Source organism: Rhizobium sp. RM, from assembly GCF_013390595.1.
In the GTDB taxonomy this organism is placed as follows: domain Bacteria; phylum Pseudomonadota; class Alphaproteobacteria; order Rhizobiales; family Rhizobiaceae; genus Agrobacterium.
Window position 1 is genome coordinate 117,811 of record NZ_JACAWV010000008.1, and the last position, 25,602, is coordinate 143,412.

The window sequence follows — 25,602 nt, forward strand, 5'->3', positions numbered from 1 at the left end:
TTACATCTCCACGGGTTCGATGCGCGTTGTGCGAGGCAGGCAGATGAAGTGATCGGCCGAAGTCAGGATGATATCGACACCACGCGGGAAAATGCCGTTGTTCTCGGCCCAAAGCGTGATGAACATCTCTGGCAGGCCGGAGGGACGGATCAGGTTTTTGTCACGGATGCCCGGGCCGGACAGCGCCAGTTCTAGGCCGTTATCGATATCCGGCAATTCGATGATGATGGTCGTTGAGCGGTCAGGATATTCCTGACTTCCCTGAGCAAAAGCTCCTAGAGCAGGCAGGCTGCTGCCAGCTTCCACGATTGCAAAACGCGCATCCTGTTTTTCTTCCGTCGTCGGCGCGCCGGTATGGAAACCAATCCAGCTTGGCACGACGGTCTTTCGGATCGCGTTGCTGAGCCAGATGGGAGTGTCGTGATCGCAAAGGGCCAGCAGCACGGCACCCGTTGAAGGCGCAAGCGGTGCCGGTGGATTGGCCAGAGGATCGATTGTCTGAACCGTGCCCGGTCGCGACATGCCGTCCATCAGTTTTTTGAAGATTTGTTGCGAATCGAGAACGACATTGGTGAAGCCGCCCGTGAGTGCCTCGGCCTTTATAGCCATCAGTCTTCTCCTCGAACCATGGTAAAGAAGTCGACCCGTGTGGCAGTCGTTTCCTTGATCTGCTTGTCTTTTTCGTCCGTCAGTCTTTTTTCAACGGGCGTCAGTATCTCATCCTCCACGAAGCGGCGGTTTGGGGCTTCCTGCCAAAGAGCGTCGAAGATTGCCGCATACCAGGCTCTCTTGCGGCTCGTTCCCAAAAGATGGGCGTGACCGATGGAGCCGGATGCAAGTTTCACCGTGGCGCGTGTCACGGTGGTCTCACCAAGGTTGAATGGCGCCCCGCCACCACCGATGCGGCCCTTGACCATAACGAGCCCCGTTTCGGGACCGCGTACGCTCTGCGCTTGCGGGTCTGTCTCCTGTCGGGTCCATGCGCTCTGGAGTTCTTGCAGTGTGGCGCGGGAAAGCAGTGCTGCCACGCGCTTGCGCTCTGCATGAGGAGGGTTTGTATCCTGCTGGTTCATCATTGACCTCAAATGTCTATTGATATAGACAACTATACAATGTAAGGTACAGTTACCGTCGAAGAATGACAAGCGTGTGACAGGGGGTCTGTGGGGGCGATGAAAAGAAAGAATGGCGTGGCGCTATGGCGTCAGATCGCTGACAGGATACGGCAGGAGATTTCGGCTGGTACTCATGACGCGACAGGCATGTTGCCGCCGGAAATGTCGCTCTCAGAGAAATTCGGTGTCAATCGCCACACCGTCCGCAGCGCTATTGCGGCTCTTGCCAGTGAAGGCATCGTCGAACCGCTGCAAGGACGTGGAACGATGATTATCCGCAAAGGCCGGCTGAGCTTTCCGATTTCAAAACGCACGCGCTTTACCGCCGGAATCAGCGATCAGGTCAAGGACATGGAGGCGCTGCTTTTGTCACACTCGACAGAGCAGGCAAACGAGGACCTCGCATCCCGCCTGAAGCTGAATGTCGGAGACTTTCTCATCCGCATGGAAATTTTGAGAAAGGCTGATCATCGGCCGGTTTCGAGATCAACAACATGGTTTCCGGCCAGCCGGTTTTCAGGAATTGAAGAGGCTTATCGCGCCAGTGGTTCGATCACCAGTGCCTTTGCGAAACTTGGATTGTCTGACTACATCCGCGCAACAACGGTTATATCCGCAACCCACGCCGACACCGGTGACTTGTCTGATCTGGAGTTGTCGCCGGGCGCGATCGTTCTTGTAACGCAAGCGTTGAACACGGATATGGATGGTACGCCAGTGCAATACGCTATCAGCCGTTTTTCGGCTGACAGCGTTGAGTTCACCATCGACAACTGAAACAGGCTTTGCCTATTCCGGCAAGGCCAGACCAAGGACGTCCAGCATGGAGTAAAGCCCCGGCTTCTTGTCGCGACCCCAGACAGCAGCGGCAATCGCACCGCGCGCAAAAATGCCTCTGTCGCCTGCGTAGTGGGAGAGCTCGACGCGTTCACCTTCGCCGGCGAAGATCACCGAATGTTCACCGATCACCGAGCCACCGCGCAACGTCGCAAAACCGATGGTTCCAGCCTCCCGTGCGCCCGTATGTCCGTCACGTACGCGTACGGATGATGTTGCCAGATCGATCCTGCGCCCTGACGCTGCCGCTTCGCCTAGCAGCAAAGCGGTGCCGGAAGGAGCATCGACCTTGTGCTTGTGATGCATTTCCAGAATTTCGATATCCCAGTTCCGCGCGTCCAGTGCGCGTGCCGCCTGTGCCGTCAGAACGCTGAGCAGATTGACGCCAAGGCTCATGTTGCCGGATTTGACGATCCGCGCATGGCGCGATGCGGCCTTGAACTTTTCCTCGTCTTCCAGGGAGCAGCCGGTGGTGCCGATAACGTGGACGATGCGTGCTTGCGCGGCAAGGCCTGCATAGGTCACGCTGGTTGCAGGGGAGGTGAAGTCAATTACGCCTTCCGCATGCAGAAATGCTTCGAGTGGATCGCTGGTGATTGCGACACCGATCGGCCCAAGGCCAGCGACTTCGCCGGCATCGCGACCGACAAAGGCAGATCCCTCACGGCTGACGGCGGCATGTAGCTGTACACCTGGCGTCTCATGGATGAGGCGGATAAGGGCCTGTCCCATGCGGCCGGCTGCGCCAACCACCACCAGTTTCATATCGTTGCCACTCATGCTCTCACTCATCCTGCTTTCGACAGACCGCAGCCTGCCCATATCTGCCTTGTTTGGCGGCGGAAGGTAAAGATCATCCGCCCGCTTCGCAAGCTATCAGGCTTTCCAGCGGCGCCCATCAAGCGAGAGGCCGAAATCCGATGGTGTTCTGGCGTAGTTTGCAAGGCCGGAAAGGGCTGCCTGCGGATGCGTCACGACATAGGTCGGAATGCTGCGCATCAGGGCCTTGTGCGGCGCCTTGTCTTCAAATGCGGCTCTGAATTCCGGGCTCTTGAGCGCTGGAATGATCTTTTGCGAGATGCCGCCGGCCAGATAAACTCCGCCCTTCGCCATGAATATCAGCGCGATGTCACCTGCGACACGTCCGAGATAGGTGCTGAACAATGACAGTGTTTCCTGCGCCTGGGCATTGCTGTTCGCAAGACCCTCGGAGGTGATATCGGCAGGATCGGAAAATATCGGCTCGATGCCGTCAGCAGCGCAAACGGCGCGGTACAGGTTGACCAGTCCTCGTCCACACAGGATCTGCTCTCCCGCGACGCGTCCTTCGATGGTTTCGATATGCGGAAAAACGGCGTAATCGCGCTCCGTTCTCGGGCCGATGTCGATATGACCGCCTTCGCCCGGAACAGGAAACCACATGTGCCGCGCGTAAACGAGGCCTGCGACGCCAAGACCGGTACCAGGTCCCAGCACGACGCGGGACGCCAGCGCGTCCTTGCCCTGAGGGCCGATCAGCTCGCGGTTGTCGTCATCGAGAGCGGCAATGGCCAGCGCCTGCGCTTCGAAATCGTTGATGACGATCACATCCTTCAGGCCGAGATTGGCAAGCATATCCTTGGGTTTGACGACCCAGTGGCAATTGGTCAGCGGAATTTCATCGCCTTCGATCGGGCCCGCGATAGCGAGAATGGTCGAAACCGGCTGGATGGACGTCTTGTCGAGAACAGCCTGCTGTATGGCGTCGTCGATGGTCGGAAACTCGGCTGTTTTGACCGTCGTGAAATGCACGGGTTCGGCAAAGGAATCGATCAGGATCGAAAAGCGGGCATTGGTGCCGCCGATGTCGCCAATAAGGATAGGAAAAGAAAGATATTCGGTATCGGACGTCTTGGGCATTACCTGTTCCACTTTTGGTGCGAGCATCAGTCGGCGAGGTTGAAGTCGATCAGCTTTTCCGCTGTGGCACGATTAAGCGCCATGGGAATGTCGTAGACCGTAGCGAGGCGGGTCAGTGCTTTCACATCCACATCGTGTGGCATGGGGGTCAATGGATCGGTGAAAAAGATCAGCATGTCCACCTCTCCCGTCGCGATCATTGCACCGATCTGCTGATCACCGCCGAGCGGTCCGCTTTTCAGACGGATGACGTTCAGATCCGGACACGCCTCCTGAACCCGGCCGCCTGTCGTGCCCGTTGCTACGATCCTGAACTTGGAGAGCGCTTTCTGATGCCGGCGGGCGAAATCCGCCATATCATCCTTCTTCTCGTCGTGGGCGATGAGCGCGATACAGCGTTCTTCAGCCATGGGCAGCATCTCTCCAATGAATAATTAAATCGATTTGAAGCCTTCTATAGCAGCTTGCCGCCATTTGAAAAGCGGCGCTTTTCAATGCCGCATTTCTGTTTCAGTTCAATGTCGGACGCTGGAGCGGAAGAGGAATATCCGCAGGAGGTGAAACGGGCGGCGCCGCCTGAATGACAGATTCCACACTTGGCTGACTGGAGGCCTGCGCTGGTGCGTAGGCCTGGGCAGACATGGCGTCTGCGTTGCGGGCGGGCGCTGAAGCAACGGCTGCACATGCGGCCGGCAGATCTGACACCATAACCTGGCGCGGTTTTACCGGCTTGGCATTGGGGTCCTTTTTCGGCGGTGCCCAGGGCTCCTTGGTGAACCACCATGCGAGCGACTTGTCGCAGCCATCTCCCTTGCCGACGGGCGCCTGCGGTTTGCAGTTTGCGGCGCCGGGCGGGCATTCAAGCCGGACATGGAAATGTTCGTCGTGGCCGTAGATCGGGCGGATTTTGCCGAGGAACGTGCGATCGCCGGTCCATGTCTGACAAAGTTTCTGCTTGATGGCAGGGTTGACGAACACCCGCTCCACTTGCGGATAGCTGGCCGCCATCATCACCAGACGAGCATTAAGCGGCGACCATTTACGGTCATCGACCGTCAGGAATCTGCTTTTGTCGAGCATGGAAATGAACGGCACGGTTTCGCGCTCCTGCGCGCTCATGCGATGGTCGGGCATTGGCCTCCACCACACATCGACATCGAGGCCAATCTGATGGGATGCGTGTCCGGAAAGCATAGGCCCGCCACGTGGCTGGGAGATGTCGCCAAGCAGGAGGCCCGGCCAGCCAATCTTTTGTGCGTCCTGCGAAAACTGCTCAAGGAAGGAGATCAGTTGCGGCTGTCCCCAGCGGCGATTGCGGGAAAGCCGCATGGCCTGCCAGCCAGGGCCGTCCGTTGGCATGGCGATCGCGCCGGACTGGCAGCCTTTTGCATAAGACCCGATGGGTTGCGAAACGGTGGCAGACGGAAGGGCGAGGTGGCCAAAAACTTCTTTGGCAGGACGGTCCTCTGCGGATGCCGTTGCCACCTGTAGGCCGGAAAGCACCGAAATGGCCAACAAAGCCCCTCTAAAAACCCGCAATGATCCCGCCGTCATATGGTCGCCGCCTGCTCCGCCCGAATGATTCTCTTGTCCCAAGATTAAACTGGATCGGGATTTTGTTGAAACCATGTTTGCCGGCAACCTGAGATATTGCTTCGATAAAGAGCTTGTGAGCCACGGCACCTGTTTTTTGACATTGTTTGTTTTATGCTCTGCACAATAGACACGAAAAACAGGGGCTTTCCCGTATGGTATTGGCACAACTGAAATCCCGCTTTGTTATCGCGCTGACCGCATCTGCGTTGTTAATGCCGGCTTTCGCCTCCGCGCAGGACGAGCAGGGCTGGCGAAAGGGGATTTCGACGGTTGGTGACCTGAAACATACTGGTGATTTTTCGCACTTCGATTACGTCAATCCAAATGCTCCAAAGGGTGGAACGCTGCAGCTTTCGGCAGAAGGCAGCTTCGATACGCTCAATCCGCTTCTGGCGCGCGGTGAGGTGGGCGAGGGGTTGGGCCTTGTCTACGAGACGTTGATGACGTCGGCATTGGACGAAATTTCCTCCATGTACGGCCTGCTCGCCGAGTCTTTGAAATATCCTGACGATTTCAGTTCGGTGACATTTCGCCTGCGCGCCGAAGCGACGTGGTCTGACGGCAAGCCCGTGACCCCTGAGGATGTCGTTTTCAGTTTCGAACAGGCCAAAAAATCCAATCCGCAAATGGAGTTTTATTATCGCCACGTCGTCAGCGCCGAGAAAACGGCGGAGCGCGAGGTCACGTTCAAGTTCGATGAGCCGAACAACCGCGAACTGCCGCAGATCGTCGGTCAGCTTCTGATCGTTCCCAAACATTGGTGGGCGGCCAATGGCACGGACGGAAAACCTCGCGACATCACCAAGACGACACTTGAAGTGCCGATGGGGTCTGGACCGTATCGCGTGGCTGCAGTGACACCCGGCTCCACGATCCGTTACGAGCGTCGCGACGATTATTGGGGCAAGGACGTCAACGTGAACGTCGGGCAGAACAATTTCGGCTCGATCGTCTACAGCTATTTTGCCGACCGCGACGTGATGTTTGAGGCCTTTCGCTCCGGCAATACCGATTACTGGTGGGAGAACTCAGCCCGGCGATGGGCAACGGCCTATAACTTTCCTGCGGTCAACGACGGTCGCATCAAGCGCGAGGAGCTTGAAAACGAGATGCGAAAGGTCGGCGTTATGGTCGGCTTCATCTTCAACACCCGCCGCGACAAGTTTGCCGACCCGCGTGTTCGCGAGGCGCTCAACTATGCCTTCGATTTCGAGGAGCTGAAGCGCACGATCTTTTATGGCTCTTATGACCGTGTCGACAGCTACTTCTTCCGCACGGAGCTTGCATCCTCCGGCCTGCCGCAAGGGCGTGAACTGGAAATACTGAATGAGGTCAAAGACCTCGTTCCGCCGCGTGTTTTCACGGAGCCCTATAGCAATCCGGTCAATGGCGATCCGGCAAAACTGCGCGACAACCTTCGAAAAGCCGTCGCCATGCTGAAGGAGGCGGGTTACGAGCTGAAGGGCAACAGGATGGTCAACACCAAGACCGGCCAGCCCTTGAGCTTCGAAATCATGCTGGGAGGGCCGACGATCGAGCCGGTGGCGCTGTCGTTTTCGCAAAATCTCAAGAAGATCGGCATCGATGCGACGGTTCGAAGCGTCGAGCAGTCGCAGTTCACCAATCGGTGGCGCTCGCGCGATTTTGACGTGATGTACAATGCCTGGGGAGAATCGATGAACCCCGGCAATGAGCAGGCGGAATATTGGGGTTCGGATGCTGCCAAACGCGAAGGTTCGCAAAATTACAGCGGCATCAGCGATCCGGGCATTGATGCCCTCATCAAGAAAGTCATCTTCTCCAAGGACCGTGACGATCTGGTCGCCGCCGTCCACGCATTGGATCGTGTTCTGTTGGCGCATCACATCGTTGTGCCGAGTTACAGCTCCAAATCCTCGCGCATCGCGTATTGGGGACGATTGGCGCATCCTGAAAACCTGCCCGAATATTCACTGGGCATGCCGACCGTCTGGTGGTCGGCCGAAGCTGGAAAATGATAATGAATCGGCTGCGAAAGGTGTGAGCCACCTTCGCGATGACCGAAGCGAAAACACGAGGCTGGAACTGTGAACCGGCCTTCGTTTTTCCTCTGCAACGCCAGAAGCCTTGCTTTCGCTTCGAAGGCTTGATTCACATAGACTGATACGAATCGTTCAGGGCGCGATGAGCGCCTTCAGGAAAGGACCCGGTTTGACAGAAGCGAAAACCGCTGGCGCATTGGCCCGAGGCAGGGACTGATGGGAGCATATATTCTCAGACGTCTGGCTCTCATGATCCCGACCATGATCGGCATTATGGGCATTTCGTTTCTTGTCATCCAATTCGCGCCGGGCGGCCCGGTCGAACAGGTTGTCGCGCAATTGACGGGACAGGGCGACAGTGCGTCCGATCGTCTTTCCGGCGGCGGCGATCTTATCGGCCAGTCAGGCGGTTTCGACGAAAGCGGCTCGAAATATCGTGGTGCGCAGGGCCTTGATCCGGACTTGATCGCCAAACTGGAAAAGCAGTTCGGTTTCGACACACCGCCACTCACACGTTTCTTCGACATGATGTGGAACTACATCCGCTTCGATTTTGGCGACAGCTTCTTCCGCAACTCTTCGGTGATCGATCTCATCATCGACAAGCTGCCAGTCTCAATGTCGCTCGGTTTCTGGATTCTGATCATCTCCTACATGATTTCGATCCCGCTCGGCATCAAGAAGGCCGTTTCTGATGGATCGACTTTTGACGTCTGGACCTCCGGTGTCATCATCATCGGTTATGCCGTGCCGAGCTTCCTGTTTGGTATTCTCCTGATCGTTCTTTTTGCCGGCGGATCATTCTTCGACTGGTTCCCGCTACGTGGCCTGGTGTCGGATAACTTTGACCAATTGAACTGGTGGCAGAAGATCATCGACTACTTCTGGCATCTGACCTTGCCGTTGATCGCGCTGTCGCTTTCGGCTTTCGCAACGACGACGCTTTTGACGAAGAACTCCTTCATCGACGAGATCAAGAAGCAATATGTGGTGACAGCCCGCGCCAAGGGGCTCTCTGAGCGCAAAGTGCTTTACGGTCACGTGTTCCGCAACGCCATGCTGATCGTCATCGCCGGTTTTCCAGGCGCGTTTATTTCCGCGTTTTTTACGGGTTCGCTGCTCATCGAGAACATCTTCTCGCTGGATGGTCTTGGTCGCCTCGGCTACCTCTCGGTCGTCAACCGCGACTATCCGATTGTTTTCGGCACGCTCTACATCTTCTCCCTGATGGGACTTGTGGTCGGTCTCATCTCCGACCTCATCTATACCTGGATCGATCCGCGCATCGACTTTGAGCGGAGAGACGTGTGATGACAATCGCAGCCCCCACCACGGCAGATGTTGTCGTGCCACCGAAGCGCCCATGGTTTTCGCCGACCAGCAAACGACGTTGGCAGAATTTCAAGGCCAACCGCCGTGGCTACTGGTCATTCTGGCTGTTCCTCATTCTGTTTTTCCTCAGTTTGTCTGCGGAATTTATCGCAAACGACAAGCCGGTCCTCGCCTCCTACAAGGGCGAGCTTCTGATGCCTGTGCTCGTTGATTATCCAGAGGAAAAATTCGGCGGTTTCCTGGCGCAGACCGACTACAAGTCGTCCTTTATTCAGGATGAAATCAACGCCAATGGGTGGATGATCTGGCCGCCGATCCGTTATTCCTACCAGACGGTCAATTCGAATATTCCGCATTCGGCGCCGACGCCGCCCTTCTGGTTGATGGACAGACAGCAGCGTTGCTCGGCTTATCCGCAAGGGGACGCCGACCCCAACTGCACGGTCGGAAATCTCAACTGGCTCGGCACTGACAACCAGGCTCGCGACGTCACGGCGCGGATGATCTACGGTTTCCGTATTTCGGTGCTGTTCGGTCTGGCTTTGACCATTGCCTCGGCGATCGTCGGCGTGACGGCAGGCGCCGTGCAGGGCTATTTCGGCGGCTGGACCGACCTGTTGATGCAGCGCTTCATCGAAATCTGGTCGTCCATGCCGGTTCTCTACATCCTGCTGATAATCGCGGCGATTTTGCCACCCGGTTTCTTCGTTCTCCTTGGCATCATGCTGCTGTTCTCATGGGTTGGGTTCGTCGGCATTGTGCGTGCCGAGTTTCTGCGCGCCCGCAATTTCGAATATGTTCGTGCCGCCCGTGCGCTCGGTGTCGGCAACTGGACAATCATGTTCCGGCACCTGCTGCCCAACGCCATGGTCGCGACGCTGACCTTCCTGCCCTTCATCCTGTCCGGTTCGATCACAACGCTGACCTCGCTCGATTTCCTTGGTTTCGGCATGCCGCCTGGCTCGCCTTCTCTTGGTGAGATGATCGCGCAGGGCAAGAATAACCTTCAGGCGCCCTGGCTCGGTCTGACCGCTTTCTTCACGATGTCGATCATGCTGTCGCTGCTGATCTTCGTTGGCGAGGCCGTGCGCGACGCCTTCGATCCGCGCAAGACGTTCCGGTGATCGCCATGACGGAAACCATGAAACAACCTCTTCTTTCGGTTCAAGATCTGTCGGTCGCCTTTCACCAGGGTGGTGCAACGAGCCTCGCCGTCGACCATGTATCCTTCGACATCATGCCGGGCGAGGTCGTGGCGCTCGTCGGTGAATCCGGCTCCGGAAAATCGGTGACGGCAAATTCTGTCCTGAAACTGTTGCCTTATCCGGCCGCAAGCCACCCGTCTGGCAAGATCCTCTTCGATGGCAAGGACATGTTGAGCCTGCCGGAAAAGATGTTGCGCCGCGTTCGCGGCAACGACATCACGATGATCTTTCAGGAGCCGATGACATCGCTCAATCCGCTTCACACCATCGAGCAGCAGATCGGCGAAATTCTCGAACTGCACCAGGCGATTACCGGCGCTGAAGCCAGGAAGCGCACTCTGGAGCTTCTGCTCCAGGTCGGTATTCGCGAACCGGAAAAACGTCTTAAAGCCTATCCGCACGAGCTTTCAGGCGGCCAGCGCCAGCGCGTCATGATTGCCATGGCGCTTGCCAACAGACCGAAGCTGTTGATCGCAGATGAGCCGACGACGGCGCTCGATGTCACGGTTCAGGCACAGATCCTTGAGCTGTTGAGTGATCTCAAGACGCAGCACGGCATGTCCATGCTGTTCATCACCCACGATCTTGGCATTGTCCGGAAATTCGCGGATCGGGTCTGCGTGATGACCAAGGGCAAGATCGTGGAAACAGGCACGGTCGAGCAGGTCTTTACCCGTCCGCAGCACGATTATACGCGCCACCTTCTGGCTGCAGAGCCCAAAGGCGAGCCGCCGCCGGCTGACGACAGAAAACCCGTCGTTATGCAGGGCGACGATATCAAGGTCTGGTTCCCGATCAAGGCGGGTTTGATGCGCCGCGTGGTGGATCACGTGAAGGCTGTTGACGGGATAGACATTACGCTTCGTGCGGGGCAGACCGTCGGCGTTGTCGGTGAGTCCGGTTCGGGCAAGACGACGCTTGGCCTCGCCCTATCGCGGCTGATCGCTTCGGAAGGGCGCATCAGCTTCATCGGGCAGTCGATCGACAGCTATTCCTACAAGATGATGAAGCCGCTGAGAAACCGGCTTCAGGTCGTGTTTCAGGACCCCTACGGTTCGCTCAGCCCTCGCATGTCGGTCGGTGAGATCATTGAGGAAGGGCTGAAAGTTCATGAGCGATCGCTTTCAGCCGATGAGCGGGACATGCTTGTCGCAAAGGCGCTGGAAGAAGTGGGGCTCGATCCCGCCACGCGTTGGCGTTACCCGCATGAATTTTCCGGTGGCCAGCGCCAGCGTATCGCCATTGCCCGTGCCATGGTCCTGAAGCCGCGCTTTGTGATGCTGGATGAACCGACCTCGGCGCTCGACATGAGTGTGCAGGCTCAGGTGGTCGATCTTCTTCGCGACCTGCAGGCCCGTCACGATCTCGCTTATCTCTTCATCAGCCATGACCTTAAAGTCGTGAAGGCGCTTGCCAACGATTTGATCGTCATGCGGCATGGCAAGGTGGTGGAGAGCGGTCCCGCCGCCGACATTTTCGCCTCGCCGCAGGAAGACTATACCAAGGCTTTGCTGGCAGCGGCGTTCAACATCGAGGCGATGGAAACCCGGGCGATCGGCCAATAGCAACACAGGGCTACGGAACTGAAACGTTTGGACGCGCGTTGGTGCGCCCAAACCATAGACGTTCACTGCGATAATTTTCCCATTGCTTTGCTGAGGTTGCCGACCCATCTTGCAGATGTGCCCACTGGGCTGTGCGGTGTGAATGGGTGGTTGGAATGGCAGTGGATGTGGTTGTTCTGGGAGCCGGAATTATTGGGGTTTCGGTGGCTTTGCAACTGTCGCGTAGAGGCAAATCGGTTGTGTTGCTCGACCGGAGAGGGCCGGGTGAAGAAACATCGTTTGGCAATGCGGGCCTCATTCAGCGCGAAGGGGTTGAACCCTATGGTTTTCCGCAGGACGTCGGACTTCTTCTGAAGTATTCGTTGAACAACCGTATCGATGCCCATTATCACCTGCGCGCCTTGCCGAAGATTGCCCCCTTCCTTGGACGCTACTGGTTTCATTCCACTCCTGCTCGTCATGCCGCGATCTCGCGCGCTTATGCGCCCCTCATCGAACATTCGGTGTCTGAACACAAAATCCTGATTGAGGAAGCGAATGCTGACGACCTGATCGTCAAGAACGGCTGGATGGAAGCTTACCGCACAGCTCAAAAGCGCGATGCGGATTACGGCAGCGCCGAGCGCTTGGCCCGGGACTATGGGATTTCCTACACGACACTGAGCGCGGCGGAACTGGCAGAGGCCGAGCCGGATCTCCGTCGCGATTTCGTCGGCGGACTGAAGTGGAACGATCCGTGGTCGGTTCGCGATCCGCATGCGTTGACGCTTGCCTATGTCAGACTGTTTGAGAGTCTGGGCGGGACGGTCATGCGCGGCGATGCATCGACGTTGAGCCAGACCGCTAAAGGCTGGACGGTACGCACCGATACCGGGGCGATTGAGGCTGAACATGCTGTTGTTGCTCTAGGTCCATGGGCGGATACGGTGACGGAACGGCTTGGGTACCGGTTTTCACTTGGCGTCAAGCGTGGATATCACATGCACTATGCGCCGCAGCCGGGAACGAGACTCAACAACTGGTTGATCGACGCCGAACGGGGTTACTTTCTGGCGCCCATGCGAAAGGGTATCCGCCTGACGACGGGTGCCGAGTTTGCTGAACGTGATGCACCGAAATCACCGGTTCAGATCGAGAGAGCGGAACGGATTGCCCGTACCGCCTTTCCGCTTGGCGGACGGCTGGATGCGGAGCCATGGATGGGCTCACGACCCTGCACACCGGATATGATGCCGATCATCGGCAGGGCGCCACGGCACAACACGCTCTGGTTTGCCTTTGGTCACGCCCATCACGGATTGACGCTTGGGCCGATCACCGGTCGGGTTCTGGCTGAAACCATTCTTGGCGAGACACCGGTCATTCCCATCGATGCCTATCGCCCGGGCAGGTTCAATCCCTGAGAGCACTCTGTCAGGAATTCTCTGGCCTTTCGGCGTTCGGCCACGTACCATGCCTTTCATAAAGGGGAAAAGGCGCGTGGTCGTCGCGTCAAAAAGGGGCGAACGTCATCATGACGGCGAGATTTCTCATCTATCAGCAGCAGGACGATTTTCTTTAGCGCATCATATGGCGCGAACCGAAATGGAAAACAGCCTGCTGGTGCATGATGGATGATATTGAAAACGCAAAGAAATTTTTCGCTGACAATCCCGATATCGAAATACTTGAAGCGTTCGTCATAGATGCGAACGGTGTGCCGCGCGGCAAATGGATACCGCGTGAACGCGCCATCGACGTTCTTGAAAAAGGTATGGCAATACCCCGCTCCGTTTATGCCCTGGATATCTGGGGTCGCGATGTGCATGCGGCAGGTTTGGCGGAGGGAACAGGCGATCCGGACGGCTTCTGCTTTCCTGTTCCCGGTACTCTTTCACGTGTAAGCTGGCTTGGGCGACCAACGGCGCAGGTTCTTCTCGCGATGAGAAACCCGGATGGATCAGGCTTTTATGGCGATCCTCGTCATGTGTTGTCGCAGGTCCTAGAGGGATACCGCAAAGCCGGCCTCACACCGGTCGTTGCAACCGAACTGGAATTTTACCTCATCGATCCGGTCCGGTCTGCACTCGATCCTGTTCGTCCACCGAACAGTCGCGAAGGCCGTTGGCATACGGGTCAGACGCAGGTGCTGTCGATTTCCGAATTGCAGGATTTCGAAGACGTCTTCCACGATATTGCCACCGCATGCCGGGCACAGGGCGTTCTTGCGGACACGACGCTGCGGGAAAATGGTCCTGGCCAGTATGAGATCAATCTCAACCATGTGCCGGATGCGTTGCAGGCGGCAGACTTCGCAGTCTTTCTGAAGCGCATCGTCAAGGGGGTGGCGCGCAAGCATGATCTCGATGCGACCTTCATGGCCAAGCCCTATGGCATGCAGGCCGGAAACGGCATGCACGTTCACTTCTCGGTTCTCGATAAGAGCGGCAACAACATATATGGCGGTGAAAACGGACCGTCGGACGCGTTGATGCACTCTGTTGGCGGTCTTCTGGAGAACATGGGGGAAAGCATGGCGATCTTTGCGCCCCATGCAAACTCCTACCGTCGACTGACGCCCAGTGAACACGCCCCGACCTACGCATCCTGGGGTTTCGACAACCGCTCGGCTGCGGTGCGCGTCATTACAGCCAGTCGGGCGGCAACACGCATCGAGCACCGCGTCGCGGGCGCGGACACCAATCCCTATCTCGTTCTGGCAATGATCCTCAGTGCGGCACTGGCTGGCATGAAGGAGAAACGTCAGCCGGGTGGCGCGATTTCCGGTGACAGCCATGCCATCAATCATGAGCCCCTGCCGACAAACTGGGATTATGCGCTGCAGCGTTTTACGCGTTCGAGTTTTGCTTATGCGACGCTTGGCCAGAAGTACCGCACGCTCTTCTCCGCCTGCAAGCAGCAGGAGCTATCCGAGTTTTCCTTGCGTGTAACCGACGTCGAATATGACGCCTATATCAGGACGGTGTGAGAGATGGCAGAGGTCACCCCAATTCCCAATCCCGGTCATACGTTGTCCTGGTATGCGGCCTCAGCCAACGTGAAATCCGTGCGTCCTTCATTGGAAGGGTATCTGGATGCCGATGTCTGCATCATTGGCGGTGGTTTCACTGGTATCTCCGCGGCGCTGGAACTCAGTGAGCGCGGGTATTCCGTGGTTGTGCTGGAAGGCGTGCGGGTCGGTTTCGGCGCCTCGGGTCGCAATGGTGGTCAGATCGTCAACGGCTATAGCCGTGATCTTGAAACCATCGCCGGACGCTACGGTCGCGAAAAGGCTGTGAAGCTCGGAGCGATGTCGCTTGAAGGTGGCGCCATCATCCGTGAGCGCGTCAAGAAATATGCGATTGATTGCGATCTTGTCGATGGAGGTTTCTTCGCGGCCTTCACGCCCAAGCAGGTCCGCGAGATGGAAGCCCATAAGGCGCATTGGGAAAAACACGGACACGGTGGCCTGGAAATGGTGTCCAAGGCTGATGTCGGCAAATACGTGGAGACGGACCGTTATGCGGGCGGAATGATTGATCGCTTTGGCGGTCACATTCATCCGCTCAATCTGGTGCAGGGAGAGGCTGCCGCTGCCGAAAGCCTCGGCGCACGGATCTTCGAAAATTCGCGGGTTATTTCAGTCGAAGAGGGTGAGAGCCCCGTTGTTCGCACCGCGACTGGCAGCGTCAAGGTGAAATACGTGCTTGTGTGCGGCAATGCCTATCTTGGCACGCTTCTGCCGGAGATCGGGGATCGTATGATGCCCGTCTCAAGCCAGGTCATGGCAACCGAGCCGCTCGATCCGCAGTTGATTGAAAGCCTTTTGCCGGCAAATTATTGCGTCGAAGATGCCAACTACATTCTCGATTATTATCGCCGCACGTCCGATAATCGTCTGCTCTATGGCGGCGGCATCGGTTATGGTGGAAGCGATCCGGCTGACCTGACCGGTGTTATCAGGCCCAACATGCTGAAGACCTTCCCGCAACTGGCGAAGACGAAAATCGATTTTGCCTGGAGCGGCAATTTCGCGCTGACGCTGACGCGCATCCCGCATATGGGCAAGCTTTCCGACAGCGTCTATTTCTCGCACGGCGACAGTGGTCACGGCGTCACGACCACGCATTTGCTCGGTAAAATCCTCGGCGAGGCCGTTGCAGGCCACGCCGAACGTTTTGATGTGTGGAGTTCCTTGCCGAATTATCCGTTTCCTGGCGGAAAGACATTCCGCGTACCGCTCACTGTGCTCGGGGCCTGGTGGTACGGTCTCAGAGACAAGCTTGGGCTTTAGAAACGAATGTCCTTCAGGCCGGAAAAGGCGTTTTCCACGATCTCGTCCGGTGTTGCATCAATGCTGACTGTGACCACCCCGGGCTCGCCTGTCGGAACTTCCAGGGTTGCAAGCTGGGTCTGCAGCAGTGAAAGCGGCATGAAATGTCCCTTGCGCTCGCCCATGCGGCGGCTTAGCAACTCGAGGCTGCCGTCGAGATAGACGAAAGCGAGCTTGCCGTCGCAGGCTTCCCGAAGCCGGTCGCGATAGATCTTTTTCAGCGCCGAGCAAGAGACGACGATACCGGCGCCTTCATAACCTTTGCGCAGTTCCACACCGATGAGATCGAGCCAGGGCCAGCGATCTTCATCGGTCAGAGGTGTGCCGGCAGACATCTTGTCGACGTTCGATTTCGGATGCAGCTTGTCACCTTCTATGAAAGCGATGCCCAGTTTTTCGGCCAGTGCCTCTCCGACTGTGGACTTGCCGCAGCCGCTCACTCCCATCACAACGATTGCCTGTGTCACCCGAACCTCGAATTTCCTGTTTTCGATGGCCAAGCCCTTAGAGCATTTCTCGTTCGAGGGAAACGGTTCTGTTGGATCAGGACAAGCAAACGCACTGCGGGATCAGGAAAATCGGAGAGGCTGATCTCACTGATATCGAGCTTTTCTAGATGCGGTTTTCTCCAGTGCGGAGAAGCCGGCATGGATCAGGATTGCCAGCGCCGCGACGATCAATCCGCCCTGAAGGATGAAGGCCAGATTGTTGGATTGTAGCCCGGCAATGATGACTTCGCCAAGTGTCCGTGCAGCAACGGTCGAGCCGATGGTTGCGGTTGATAGGCTGATGACGGCCGAAAGTCTGATCCCCGCAAGGATGGCCGGAAGCGCGAGCGGCAACTCCACTTTGACGAGCCGTTGCCAGCCCGTCATGCCGCTGCCTTTGGCGGCATCCATGACTGCTGGCGGGAGTACGGTCAGCCCGGTCAACGTATTTTCGAAAACCGGAAGTAGGGCATATAGGAAAAGCGCGATGAGGGTCGGCTTCTCGCCGAAGCCGATCATCGGTACGGCAAGCGCCAGGACGGCGACAGGCGGAAAGGTCTGGCCAACATTGACGATGCTGCGCGAGAGCGGCAGAAATGCTGCACCAAACGGCCGTGTAACGATGATGGCGAGTGTCACAGCGATCAACGTTGCGAGCGCGGTAGCCATAGCGACGATCTCCAGATGCGAGAAGGTCAACGACAAGAGGCTGGCCTGCACATAGATCGGTGGCGCATTGGGCTGGACGAGTGGCTGAAACAGAGGTGCGAAAAGCTGCGGTGATGCCAGGAAGACGACAAGCATCACGACAAGTAGTCCATTGATGATAAATTCGCCGACCCTGTTCATGGAGCTCCAGTGGCGCGCTGGAGGAGAACGTCACGGCGCACGCGACCGAGCGCTCTACCATCATCGTCAAGCACCGGCAGGGCATCCAGTCCCGCCCACAACATGGCGGAAAGTGCGTCGCGTTGATTGGCGTGAGCGCTCAAGGGGTGCCCTTCTGCATGGCCTGGCTCGATGATATCGGAAACAGGCAGGACGGAAAGCAGCTTCAGGGATCGCTCGTTTTCGCCGATCATCGTCCGAACGAAATCCGTTGCGGGCTCGAGAACCAGTTCGGCGGGTGACCCTCTCTGCACGATATGGCCCTTGTCCATCACGACGATCTGCTGGGCCAGCCGGAATGCTTCGTCCATGTCATGCGTGACAAGTACAATCGTCACGCCGAGTTTTTTCTGAATCTCAAGAAGATCCATCTGCGCCTTGGCACGGATGACCGGATCGAGCGCACCGAAAGGTTCATCCATCAGTAGAATGTTCGGTTCAGCGGCAAGTGCGCGGGCGACACCGACACGCTGCTGCTGCCCACCTGACAGTTCATGTGGAAATCGGGTGGCATAGAGCGAGGGCTCGAGCTGGAAAAGCTGCATAAGCTCTTCGATTTTGGCATCGATCCGCTTTTTATCCCATCCGATCAATTCAGGGACGGTTGCGATGTTCTGAGCGACCGTGCGGTGTGGAAACAGACCGTGTCCCTGGATGGCATATCCGATCTGCCGGCGAAGCTTGAAACCCGGTATGCCGGCAACATCGTTTCCATCAATGCGGATAGTCCCGGAACTTGGCTCCACCAGTCTGTTGATCATTCGCAGCAGCGTGGTTTTGCCAGACCCCGACGTGCCGACGATGACTGTCACGGTACGTGGAGCAACGACCAACGATACATCGTCGACCACGGCAGCACCGCCATATCGTTTGGTGATGTTTTCGATCTCGATCATGCTTCACGCTTTCTGCTTGCACTGAAGAGATTGCTGTCGATGAGCGCATCGAGCACGATGGCCGTTGTCAGCCCAAGCAGGACTGTGGGAATTGTCCCGAGCAGCACCAGATCCATCGCAGTCTGGCCGATTCCCTGAAAGACGAAAACGCCAAAGCCGCCGCCGCCGATCAGGGCAGCGATTGTTGCGAGCCCAATGTTTTGAACCAGCACGATGCGGATGCCTGTCAGGATCACGGGGAAGGCGAGGGGAAATTCGATGCGGAGCAGTCGCTGCAGGGTCGTCATGCCAAGCCCGCGCGCGGCCTCCTGCACAGCCTGCGACACGCCCGCGAGGCCAACAACGGTGTTGGAGACCACCGGCAAGAGCGAATAGAGAAACAAGGCCACGAAGGCAGGCGCCATGCCGATACCGCGAATCCCCATCGCTGAAGCACCTGGAACGTTGGCGGCGACCCAACCGAGCGGTGCGATAAGAATACCGAAGAGAGCAATGGAAGGAATGGTCTGGACAATGTTGAGCCCGTTCAGCACGGCCGGTCGCAGCCGATCGACTTTGGCACAGAGGATGCCGATGGGAATTCCGATGAGGGTGGCAGCAAACAGTGATCCCAAGGCAAGCTCCACATGTCTGATCGCCTCACTCCAGAATATGTCGGCACGGTTGGCATATTCCTTGAGAATGGAAAGATCATCCCAAAGACCGCTCGCTAGCACGCTTGTAAGAACGGCGAGTGCACCTCCGAGCATAACGACCCGCAACAGTGGTTTCGGTTGCAGGCGCGCGACCGCGTCGGTGGCGAGGAGCAGGAAAGCCGTCAAAAGAAGCCAGAAGCCGCTGGCTGGTGAAACGCGAGCGTAGCTATTGTTATCGGGTGTGAGGGTTGTCGCCGCTAGACCCGCGACGATAGCAACGGCGACGAGGCCGATGAGAGACACTGCCAGTCTCAAAACTATAGGGCAGCGAAAGAAGGCAATGACGCCGGCAAACAGGGTGAAGATGAGAAACGTTGCCGCCACCCATGTTGGAAGAGATTCGAAAATCGTCTTCGTTTCGCCGGCAACAATGCGGTTTGCACGAAACGTCATGAAGGGTGAGAAGAGGACTGCATAGAAAAGGAGGCACGAGATCAGCACGCCGACTTTGTCAGGCCGTCTGGTCAAAGGCTACCTCCCTCTGCAGTCACTCACGTGATTTTATTTCACGAAGCCGTTTTTCGTGAGAAAATCGATTGCCACAGCTTTCGCCTGCTCACCGCCCACCTGCACGCGTCCATTCAATTCCTGCAATGTTGCCAGATCCAGTTTTTCGAACACAGGCTTCAGCAGTGCCTCGATATTCGGGTTCTTCTTCAGAACCTCTTCACGAATGATGGGGGCGGGTTGATAGACGGGCTGAACATGCTTGTCGTCTTCCAGCACAACAAGACCGGATGGTGCGATGCCGCCGTCTGTACCATACACCATCGCGGCGTTGGCGTTGTTGGTCTGGTTTGCAGCCGCCGCGATCGTGGCCGCCGTATCACCACCCGAAAGTGTGATGAGCTGCGCCGGTTTCATGGTGAAGCCATAGGTGGTCTGGAAGGCTGGTAGCGCTGCAGCCGAGTTGACGAATTCCGAAGAGGCGGCCAAAACCACCTCGCCGCCATCTGCAACATACTTGCCGAAATCCGACAGTGTTTTGAGGTTGTTCTTGTCGGCAACGTCCTTGCGGATAGCAATTGCCCAGGTGTTGTTGGCGGGCGATGGCGTCAGCCAGACGATCTTGTTTGCCTCGAGATCAAGCGTCTTGGCTTCCTGATAGGCTTTGGCTGCGTCCTTCCAAAGCGGATCATCGGCCTTCTCAAAAAAGAAGGCAGCGTTGCCGGTGTACTCCGGGTAGATATCGATCTCGCCAGCGGTGATCGCCTTGCGAACGACGGGCGTCGCGCCAAGTTGAATACGATCCGTCGTTTCTATGTTGTTCTGGTTCAAAACGGCCAGAATGATATTGCCCAACACACCGCCTTCAGTATCGATCTTGGAGGAAACGACGACCTGGGCCTGGGCAATGGAAGCATAAAGGGCGAAGGCGACTGCTGCGCCTGTCAGGGTCCTCAAGCAGCTCATGAAAAATTCCTCCGGTGATCGATCTGCAGACGCGCAAAAGCCGCCGATGTCGCCGGCTCAACGGTCAAGAACGGCCGAGGGGAAAAATGGTTGCAGAAATGCTTCGGATTTTTTGCGATCCAGACGTCGGAGAATGCGCGTCCGCGAGCCCGTCAAAGATCGCCTTTTTTGCGGGCATCCTTGCCCATCACCAGCGGCATCAAAACCGAAAGGAAGAGCAGCCGCAAGACGTGATGAGAGCCGACATAGGCAGTGTCTGCATGCATCATCACCGCCATTGCCGCCATGGTTTCGAGACCACCAGGGGAATAGGCAATCATCACTGCATTCAGCGGTACGCCTGTTATGTTGGAAATCATCCAGGCGATGACGCAAGCGATGAACATCACGGCGATCGTGACGACAAGGCCTGCGATGAACCCTTTGCGCACATCCATGAGTGACACATTGGAAAACCGCGTTCCGATAAGACAACCGATGAGAACGTAGACCGGAAGGCTCAACCAGTTTGGAACACCACCTTCTGTAAAGCCGGTGATGTGCGAACTGACGGAAACGGCAACACCGCCAAGAAGCAAGGCCGCTGGAAACCGCAAGCGCAGGAAGAGCAGACCCATCGCCAGAGAGGCGATAATCGTCAACCCCAATGTCACAAGGCCCATCGGTGGGTTGATGATTGGCGGTTCGGTGCTGACGAGGTTGAAATATTCGACGATCAGCGGCACCGACAACGTCAGCGCCAATACCCGCACGCTCTGTACGATGCTGACGGTAGCGAGATCGCTCTTGGTGTCGGCGCTGAGACTGATGATGTAACTGAGATGACCTGGGGAGGCGCCAAGCATTGCCGTGGTCCGGTCATAGCCGAAGCCGTAATGCAAAATCCAGTAGGCGACATAGAGCATGATGACGACGGCGACGAGCACCACCACAAAGCTGATGGGCCAGGTCTTTGCCGCGTCAATCACGGAAGGCGTAACGCTGGTTCCCATCGAGATGCCAACAACGACAAAACAGGCGTTGCGGATATAGGAGGGGATGCCGAGCTTCAAACCCGAAAGCCCCGACAGGGTCACGGCAACTGCTGGCCCTGACAGAAACGGTGCCGGTATGCCGAGCAGGCTGGCAAGAAATGCTCCAATGCTGCCGATGATGGCCGTCAGCAAAAATGTATGGAATTCCGGCTTGATTATCATTGCAACGCGAATGGAAATTGCTTGGGAAGCTCAATCCCACATGCGCCGTTTCGGCTTGCGACGTCAACACGTCGCGGGAAAAATAATGGACCTGGACAGGCGATCACATAAAGAAACCCGCAACGTGGCGTTGCGGGTTCCAAATAAGATCGTGTCTTGAACTTGACGAATTACGCTGCGGGAAGGGAAGCCGTGCGCGGCATTTCCGTGTCGAGGCCGAGCAGGAAGTTGATCTGCGGACGGGCCTTGACGAGATCGTCGATGGAATATTCGGTCAGGACGTCGAAGAAGGCGTTGAGTGCCTTGCGCAGCGCCGAGTTCAGGCCGCAGCTATCAACAAGTGGACACTCGACGGCGCCATCCTCGAAGCATTCCGCCATGGCGAAGCTGTCTTCTGTCACTTTGACAACGTCAAATAGGCTGATCTTGTCGGCAGGCTTGCCCAGTCTCACGCCACCATTGCGGCCACGGACGGTCTCAACCAGCCCGGCCTTGTTCAGCGGCTGAAGAATTTTGAAAAGGAACAGCTCCGACACGCCATAGGCTCTGGCGATTTCCGGAATGCGGCTCAGATGGCCTTCGTTTGCGGCGCAATACATCAACATGCGAACGGCATAGTTGGTCTGTTTGGTCAAGCGCATGCTGGTCTCCTAACTCTCAATGTGGAGTTATATAGTCTCTTTTTCAGTTTAGAACAATTCCAGAAACTGAAAAAATCTCATCTGTTCGGGATTTCGCGAACTGAATTGTTGACGGGTCCACAGATTCATGAACAGAAAACTCAAGAATCGGACTTTAATGGAGACGAACTCAATGGCAAGCATGAAATCCCGTTTTCCCGGTGCCGTTTTTGTGAGTCTTGCTGCGTTATCGATGGCGACGACAGCTTTTGCCGAAGGGGAGGTCAATGTTTACTCCTATCGCCAGCCAGAATTGATTCAGCCACTCCTCGACGCGTTCACGAAGGAAACGGGCATAGAGACGAATGTCCTTTTTCTCGATAAGGGGCTTGTTGAACGGATACAGGCTGAAGGAGTCAACTCGCCGGCGGACGTGCTTTTGACCGTTGATATTGCCCGGTTGGTCGAGGCCAAAGAGGGTGGCGTGACGCAACCGGTGTTGAATGATCCGGTCATTGAAAAGGATATCCCGGCGAACCTGCGCGATCCGCAGGGAGAGTGGTTCGGGCTGACGACACGTGGTCGTGTCGTCTATGCTTCGAAAGAGCGTGTTGCGCAAAAAGACATTACCTATGAAGAGCTTGCAGACCCGAAGTGGAAAGGCAAAATCTGTATCCGCGACGGCCAGCACTCCTACAATATCGCCTTGTTTGCCTCGATGATTGCCCATCATGGTGTCGAGTACACGCGAAACTGGCTCACGGGCCTGAAGAACAATCTGGCCCGCAAACCGGACGGAACGGATCGCACCCAGGCCAAGTCGATCTTTGCTGGTGAGTGCGATATTGCACTGGGCAACACCTATTACGTCGGGCTGATGCTGACCAATGACCGGGAACCGGAAGAAAAGGAATGGGCAGGTTCAGTGCGCGTCATGTTCCCCAATGCTGGTGATCGCGGCACGCATGTCAACATTTCCGGAATGTCGATGACGAAATACGCGCCCAACAAAGACAATGCATTGAAGTTGATGGAGTTTCTGGCCTCGCGTGAAGCCCAGGAAATCTACGCGCAGCAAGTCTTCGAGTATCCTGTTCTGCCCGGTGCCGAGCCTTCCGATGTCGTGAAGGGTTTCGGGCCAATCAATCCCGACAAGCTGTCGTTGACGGACATTGCCGCGCACCGCAAGGAGGCTTCCGAACTGGTGGATGAGGTGGGCTTCAACGAAGGGCCGGCGAACTGATGATTTTGCAAGCTTCCCGTCGTTGAGGAGGCGCTCGCGGAGTGATTCACTGGCCGGCCGGTTTGCTGTCCAGCGAGGCGTTGTAGTCGAGGATGGCCTTTCGCCTTTCCGGCGTCCCAGGATGGGTGGAAATGATGGTGGTGCCATCCTTGTCGCCCAGTTTTTCCTCAAGGATCGCGAAGAAGCGTTCGATGGCGGTGGCGTCCAGTCCTGCTGCACGCATCAGCTCTACTGAACGTCGGTCGGCCTGATGTTCTGCATCGCGTGAATGGGAAAGTGCCAGAAGACCACCGCCCTGCGTCAGAATATCCTCCATTGCAGATCCGACGTCGCCGGCGACCAGCATCACGAGACCTGCAACACCGGCGGCCCGATAAAGCTGACGAAGGCTATGTTCATATTCCACATGGCCTATTTCGTGGGCGAGGACGCCGGTGATCATTTGCGTGTCGTCGCCTGCCAGTTCGACCAGTTCGTCGGTGAGAACGATCGTGCCGTCCGGCAGCGCGAATGCGTTCGGACCGATATAGCCGCCATCTCTGAAATTCAGCTTGTAGGTTTCAGGCGAACCTTCCGCATGCGTTGCGATCCGTGCGAATTCTGCCCTTATCCTGTCCTGCTTTTCCACCGGCAGTGCGCTTTCGGAAAAGACCGTCCTGTCTAGCGCTTCCAGTGTACTGGAAGACATGATCTGTGGGACAATGGGCGGGGTGACGGCAACTGCCACTTCCACCATGGCCGGCAGTGCAAGCTTGTAGGTTCCATAAGCGAGGAGCACTGCGCACAGAGTGATCCCCACCAGCCGCAGGCGGAATTGCTCCAGCCAGTTTACCAGCCCGGAACGCTTTGTGATGTAGCCCTGCAGCAGACGGTCTATCCCGTCGTTGTCGGAGGTTTCGAACAGCGATCCATCCGGGAAATGCAACTCGCGCGGGATTGCTCCAATCCGGTGGCTGATCTCCACCGAACCAATCTCCGCCTGTGTCCTTGTATGGCCATCTTTGCCGTCGAGCACGAGAAGAATAGTACCGCCAAGCTTCAGCCTGGCAGCACTCGAAACATTCGAGCGAGCGGCATGCCACTCGCCCGAAACGGTTTCTCCGGTATCAGAAACCAAACTCGAAGCCTTCCATATCCATATATTCGGCGCTGACGGCAGCGCCCGTCGCTTCGATCGAAGATAGAACCTCGCCCATGTCGCCGTCAAAATGGATTCCCGTGTGCTCGACACTGTAACGTGCTTCGCGAACCGCAGCCCAGGGACGCATCAGACCAAGGGTGATGACGCTGAGAACGAGGTTGGAGACAACGATCCAGAGATAACGGCCACGGTTTACATCGCTGAGGAGTCGGTGTTTTCCATCGAGAAGCATAGACGAGATCACGACGTTGCGTACGCCGGCCCGATAGACGATGCCAGCAAGGCCGTAGACCAGGAAAGCGCCGAACAGGCCGATGTACAGAGAGCCAAGCGCCATGGTGATGGCTGTAGTCTCGTCATCGGCGAGCGCGCTGTTGGCTGCAAAGATTGCGAAGCCCAGGAAGCTGAACACTGTCCCGCCGACAACAACCATGATGGCCGGAATGATCCAGACGCGGTAGAGCGCGCCAATTTTCGGGTCGGCACTGAACGGCCTGTCGCCGTAGCGAAGGTTGCCGAAAACGTAGCGATTGACCCAACGGCTCGCCAGGGGTGCCAGAATGCCAAAAGAGATAAAGGCCACGAAGCCGCCGAGTACGACGGAGACGAACGCGCCGCCTGTCTTGCCGGCAAAATCGAAACGTACGTTGCGATAACTTGTTACACGCGCGTTGAAACGAATGCTGCGCATGACAAGCCATGGCAAGAAGGCCACGAAAAGAATGGCCGGGATGAAGGCGAGAACCGGCAGAAGCGTTGCAAAGATTTGCATGACGATGATGAACGCAAAAGCGATCAGCCGCCCTTTGAAGATCTGCCCGCCCGTTGCGTGGTAACCGAAGGCACGTCCGGCCAGTTCAGTGCTTCCATTGAAATAGCGTTTGCGACGGACCTTTGCCCAGGCCGAGTAGATGCCAATGGTTATGATCGTCAGCAGAATGTTGACGATCCAGATTCCGAAATACTCTCCGGCACTTCCCTTGAAGACGCCGCGCTCATAGGCGCGCGTATCCGTTGCTACGGCAATATCGCTCATGTGAGTCCCTCTTCACATGCCCCTCTCCAGGCACATCAAATCAAATAATCAAAGTGTTCCCGTCTCTCGGTGTCCCCACACCTCGAACGCGACAGCTATATCAA

24 protein-coding genes are annotated in these 25,602 nt (G+C 56.8%); 9 read left to right on the forward strand and 15 right to left on the reverse strand.

Annotated features, from left to right (window positions below):
* Positions 1-609 (reverse strand): phosphonate C-P lyase system protein PhnH, encoded by a 609-nt coding sequence (phnH, locus tag HWX89_RS09430; protein WP_138794234.1) that lies wholly within the window; start codon positions 607-609, stop codon positions 1-3.
* Positions 609-1,073, reverse strand: a complete 465-nt coding sequence (gene phnG, locus HWX89_RS09435) for a phosphonate C-P lyase system protein PhnG (RefSeq protein WP_138794235.1) — start codon at positions 1,071-1,073, stop codon at positions 609-611. Before phnG ends, phnH begins: the two co-directional genes overlap by 1 nt.
* 99 nt (positions 1,074-1,172) lie before the next feature.
* Here phnG and phnF point away from each other — a divergent pair, with 99 nt between their 5' ends.
* On the forward strand, positions 1,173-1,892 hold the full coding sequence (gene phnF, locus HWX89_RS09440; RefSeq protein WP_138794236.1) for a phosphonate metabolism transcriptional regulator PhnF: 720 nt from the start codon (positions 1,173-1,175) through the stop codon (positions 1,890-1,892).
* 12 nt (positions 1,893-1,904) lie between these two features.
* Here phnF and dapB read toward each other — a convergent pair whose 3' ends face one another.
* The 4 genes from dapB to mepA form a co-directional block, all read right to left on the reverse strand.
* Positions 1,905-2,732, reverse strand: coding sequence for a 4-hydroxy-tetrahydrodipicolinate reductase (gene dapB / locus HWX89_RS09445; protein ID WP_138794237.1), 828 nt, complete (start codon positions 2,730-2,732; stop codon positions 1,905-1,907).
* Between the two features lie 96 nt (positions 2,733-2,828).
* On the reverse strand, positions 2,829-3,851 hold the full coding sequence (locus HWX89_RS09450; RefSeq protein ID WP_138794238.1) for a glucokinase: 1,023 nt from the start codon (positions 3,849-3,851) through the stop codon (positions 2,829-2,831).
* A 26-nt stretch (positions 3,852-3,877) separates the two neighbouring features.
* Entirely contained in the window at positions 3,878-4,261 is a 384-nt protein-coding gene (locus HWX89_RS09455) for a methylglyoxal synthase (RefSeq protein WP_138794239.1), read from the reverse strand.
* Positions 4,262-4,361: 100 nt separating this feature from the next.
* Positions 4,362-5,405: a penicillin-insensitive murein endopeptidase gene (gene mepA / locus HWX89_RS09460; protein WP_138794240.1), complete on the reverse strand. Its 1,044-nt coding sequence runs from the start codon at positions 5,403-5,405 to the stop codon at positions 4,362-4,364.
* Positions 5,406-5,599: 194 nt separating this feature from the next.
* Here mepA and HWX89_RS09465 point away from each other — a divergent pair, with 194 nt between their 5' ends.
* From HWX89_RS09465 to HWX89_RS09495, 7 genes are all read left to right on the forward strand, one after another.
* Positions 5,600-7,444, forward strand: a complete 1,845-nt coding sequence (locus HWX89_RS09465; RefSeq protein WP_138794241.1) for an extracellular solute-binding protein — start codon at positions 5,600-5,602, stop codon at positions 7,442-7,444.
* A 240-nt stretch (positions 7,445-7,684) separates the two neighbouring features.
* Complete coding sequence (locus HWX89_RS09470; protein WP_138794242.1) at positions 7,685-8,779, forward strand: microcin C ABC transporter permease YejB; 1,095 nt, start codon at positions 7,685-7,687, stop codon at positions 8,777-8,779.
* Positions 8,779-9,924, forward strand: coding sequence for an ABC transporter permease (locus HWX89_RS09475; protein ID WP_138794243.1), 1,146 nt, complete (start codon positions 8,779-8,781; stop codon positions 9,922-9,924). The genes HWX89_RS09470 and HWX89_RS09475 overlap by 1 nt, the downstream gene beginning before the upstream one ends.
* 5 nt (positions 9,925-9,929) lie before the next feature.
* The gene (locus tag HWX89_RS09480; RefSeq protein WP_138794244.1) at positions 9,930-11,570 is read left to right on the forward strand and encodes an ABC transporter ATP-binding protein; all 1,641 of its coding nucleotides are present in this window, start codon (positions 9,930-9,932) and stop codon (positions 11,568-11,570) included.
* A gap of 155 nt (positions 11,571-11,725) precedes the next feature.
* Positions 11,726-12,973: an NAD(P)/FAD-dependent oxidoreductase gene (locus tag HWX89_RS09485; RefSeq protein WP_138794245.1), complete on the forward strand. Its 1,248-nt coding sequence runs from the start codon at positions 11,726-11,728 to the stop codon at positions 12,971-12,973.
* A gap of 203 nt (positions 12,974-13,176) precedes the next feature.
* Positions 13,177-14,538, forward strand: a complete 1,362-nt coding sequence (locus HWX89_RS09490; protein ID WP_178340687.1) for a glutamine synthetase family protein — start codon at positions 13,177-13,179, stop codon at positions 14,536-14,538.
* A 3-nt stretch (positions 14,539-14,541) separates the two neighbouring features.
* Positions 14,542-15,843: an NAD(P)/FAD-dependent oxidoreductase gene (locus HWX89_RS09495; RefSeq protein ID WP_138794246.1), complete on the forward strand. Its 1,302-nt coding sequence runs from the start codon at positions 14,542-14,544 to the stop codon at positions 15,841-15,843.
* Here the strand turns inward: HWX89_RS09495 and HWX89_RS09500 are convergent.
* The 7 genes from HWX89_RS09500 to rirA form a co-directional block, all read right to left on the reverse strand.
* Complete coding sequence (locus HWX89_RS09500; RefSeq protein WP_178340737.1) at positions 15,840-16,328, reverse strand: gluconokinase; 489 nt, start codon at positions 16,326-16,328, stop codon at positions 15,840-15,842. The two genes, HWX89_RS09495 and HWX89_RS09500, sit on opposite strands and share 4 nt — an antisense overlap.
* 147 nt (positions 16,329-16,475) lie before the next feature.
* Complete coding sequence (locus tag HWX89_RS09505) at positions 16,476-17,219, reverse strand: ABC transporter permease (protein WP_138794247.1); 744 nt, start codon at positions 17,217-17,219, stop codon at positions 16,476-16,478.
* Positions 17,216-18,154: an ABC transporter ATP-binding protein gene (locus tag HWX89_RS09510; RefSeq protein ID WP_138794248.1), complete on the reverse strand. Its 939-nt coding sequence runs from the start codon at positions 18,152-18,154 to the stop codon at positions 17,216-17,218. Before HWX89_RS09510 ends, HWX89_RS09505 begins: the two co-directional genes overlap by 4 nt.
* On the reverse strand, positions 18,151-19,317 hold the full coding sequence (locus tag HWX89_RS09515; protein ID WP_178340688.1) for an ABC transporter permease: 1,167 nt from the start codon (positions 19,315-19,317) through the stop codon (positions 18,151-18,153). Before HWX89_RS09515 ends, HWX89_RS09510 begins: the two co-directional genes overlap by 4 nt.
* Positions 19,318-19,350: 33 nt before the next feature.
* The gene (gene osmF, locus HWX89_RS09520; protein ID WP_138794249.1) at positions 19,351-20,262 is read right to left on the reverse strand and encodes a glycine betaine ABC transporter substrate-binding protein OsmF; all 912 of its coding nucleotides are present in this window, start codon (positions 20,260-20,262) and stop codon (positions 19,351-19,353) included.
* A 152-nt stretch (positions 20,263-20,414) separates the two neighbouring features.
* Positions 20,415-21,458 (reverse strand): AbrB family transcriptional regulator, encoded by a 1,044-nt coding sequence (locus HWX89_RS09525; RefSeq protein WP_138794250.1) that lies wholly within the window; start codon positions 21,456-21,458, stop codon positions 20,415-20,417.
* Positions 21,459-21,628: 170 nt separating this feature from the next.
* Complete coding sequence (rirA, locus tag HWX89_RS09530) at positions 21,629-22,099, reverse strand: iron-responsive transcriptional regulator RirA (RefSeq protein WP_138794251.1); 471 nt, start codon at positions 22,097-22,099, stop codon at positions 21,629-21,631.
* Positions 22,100-22,271: 172 nt separating this feature from the next.
* On the opposite strand from rirA, the gene HWX89_RS09535 reads away from it, so the two are divergent.
* Positions 22,272-23,321, forward strand: a complete 1,050-nt coding sequence (locus HWX89_RS09535) for a Fe(3+) ABC transporter substrate-binding protein (RefSeq protein ID WP_178340689.1) — start codon at positions 22,272-22,274, stop codon at positions 23,319-23,321.
* 46 nt (positions 23,322-23,367) lie between these two features.
* Here the strand turns inward: HWX89_RS09535 and HWX89_RS09540 are convergent, their stop codons facing one another.
* Positions 23,368-24,438, reverse strand: coding sequence for a M48 family metallopeptidase (locus HWX89_RS09540; RefSeq protein ID WP_138794253.1), 1,071 nt, complete (start codon positions 24,436-24,438; stop codon positions 23,368-23,370).
* Positions 24,428-25,498: a YjgN family protein gene (locus HWX89_RS09545; protein ID WP_138794254.1), complete on the reverse strand. Its 1,071-nt coding sequence runs from the start codon at positions 25,496-25,498 to the stop codon at positions 24,428-24,430. The genes HWX89_RS09540 and HWX89_RS09545 overlap by 11 nt, the downstream gene beginning before the upstream one ends.
* Positions 25,499-25,602: the final 104 nt, after the last annotated feature.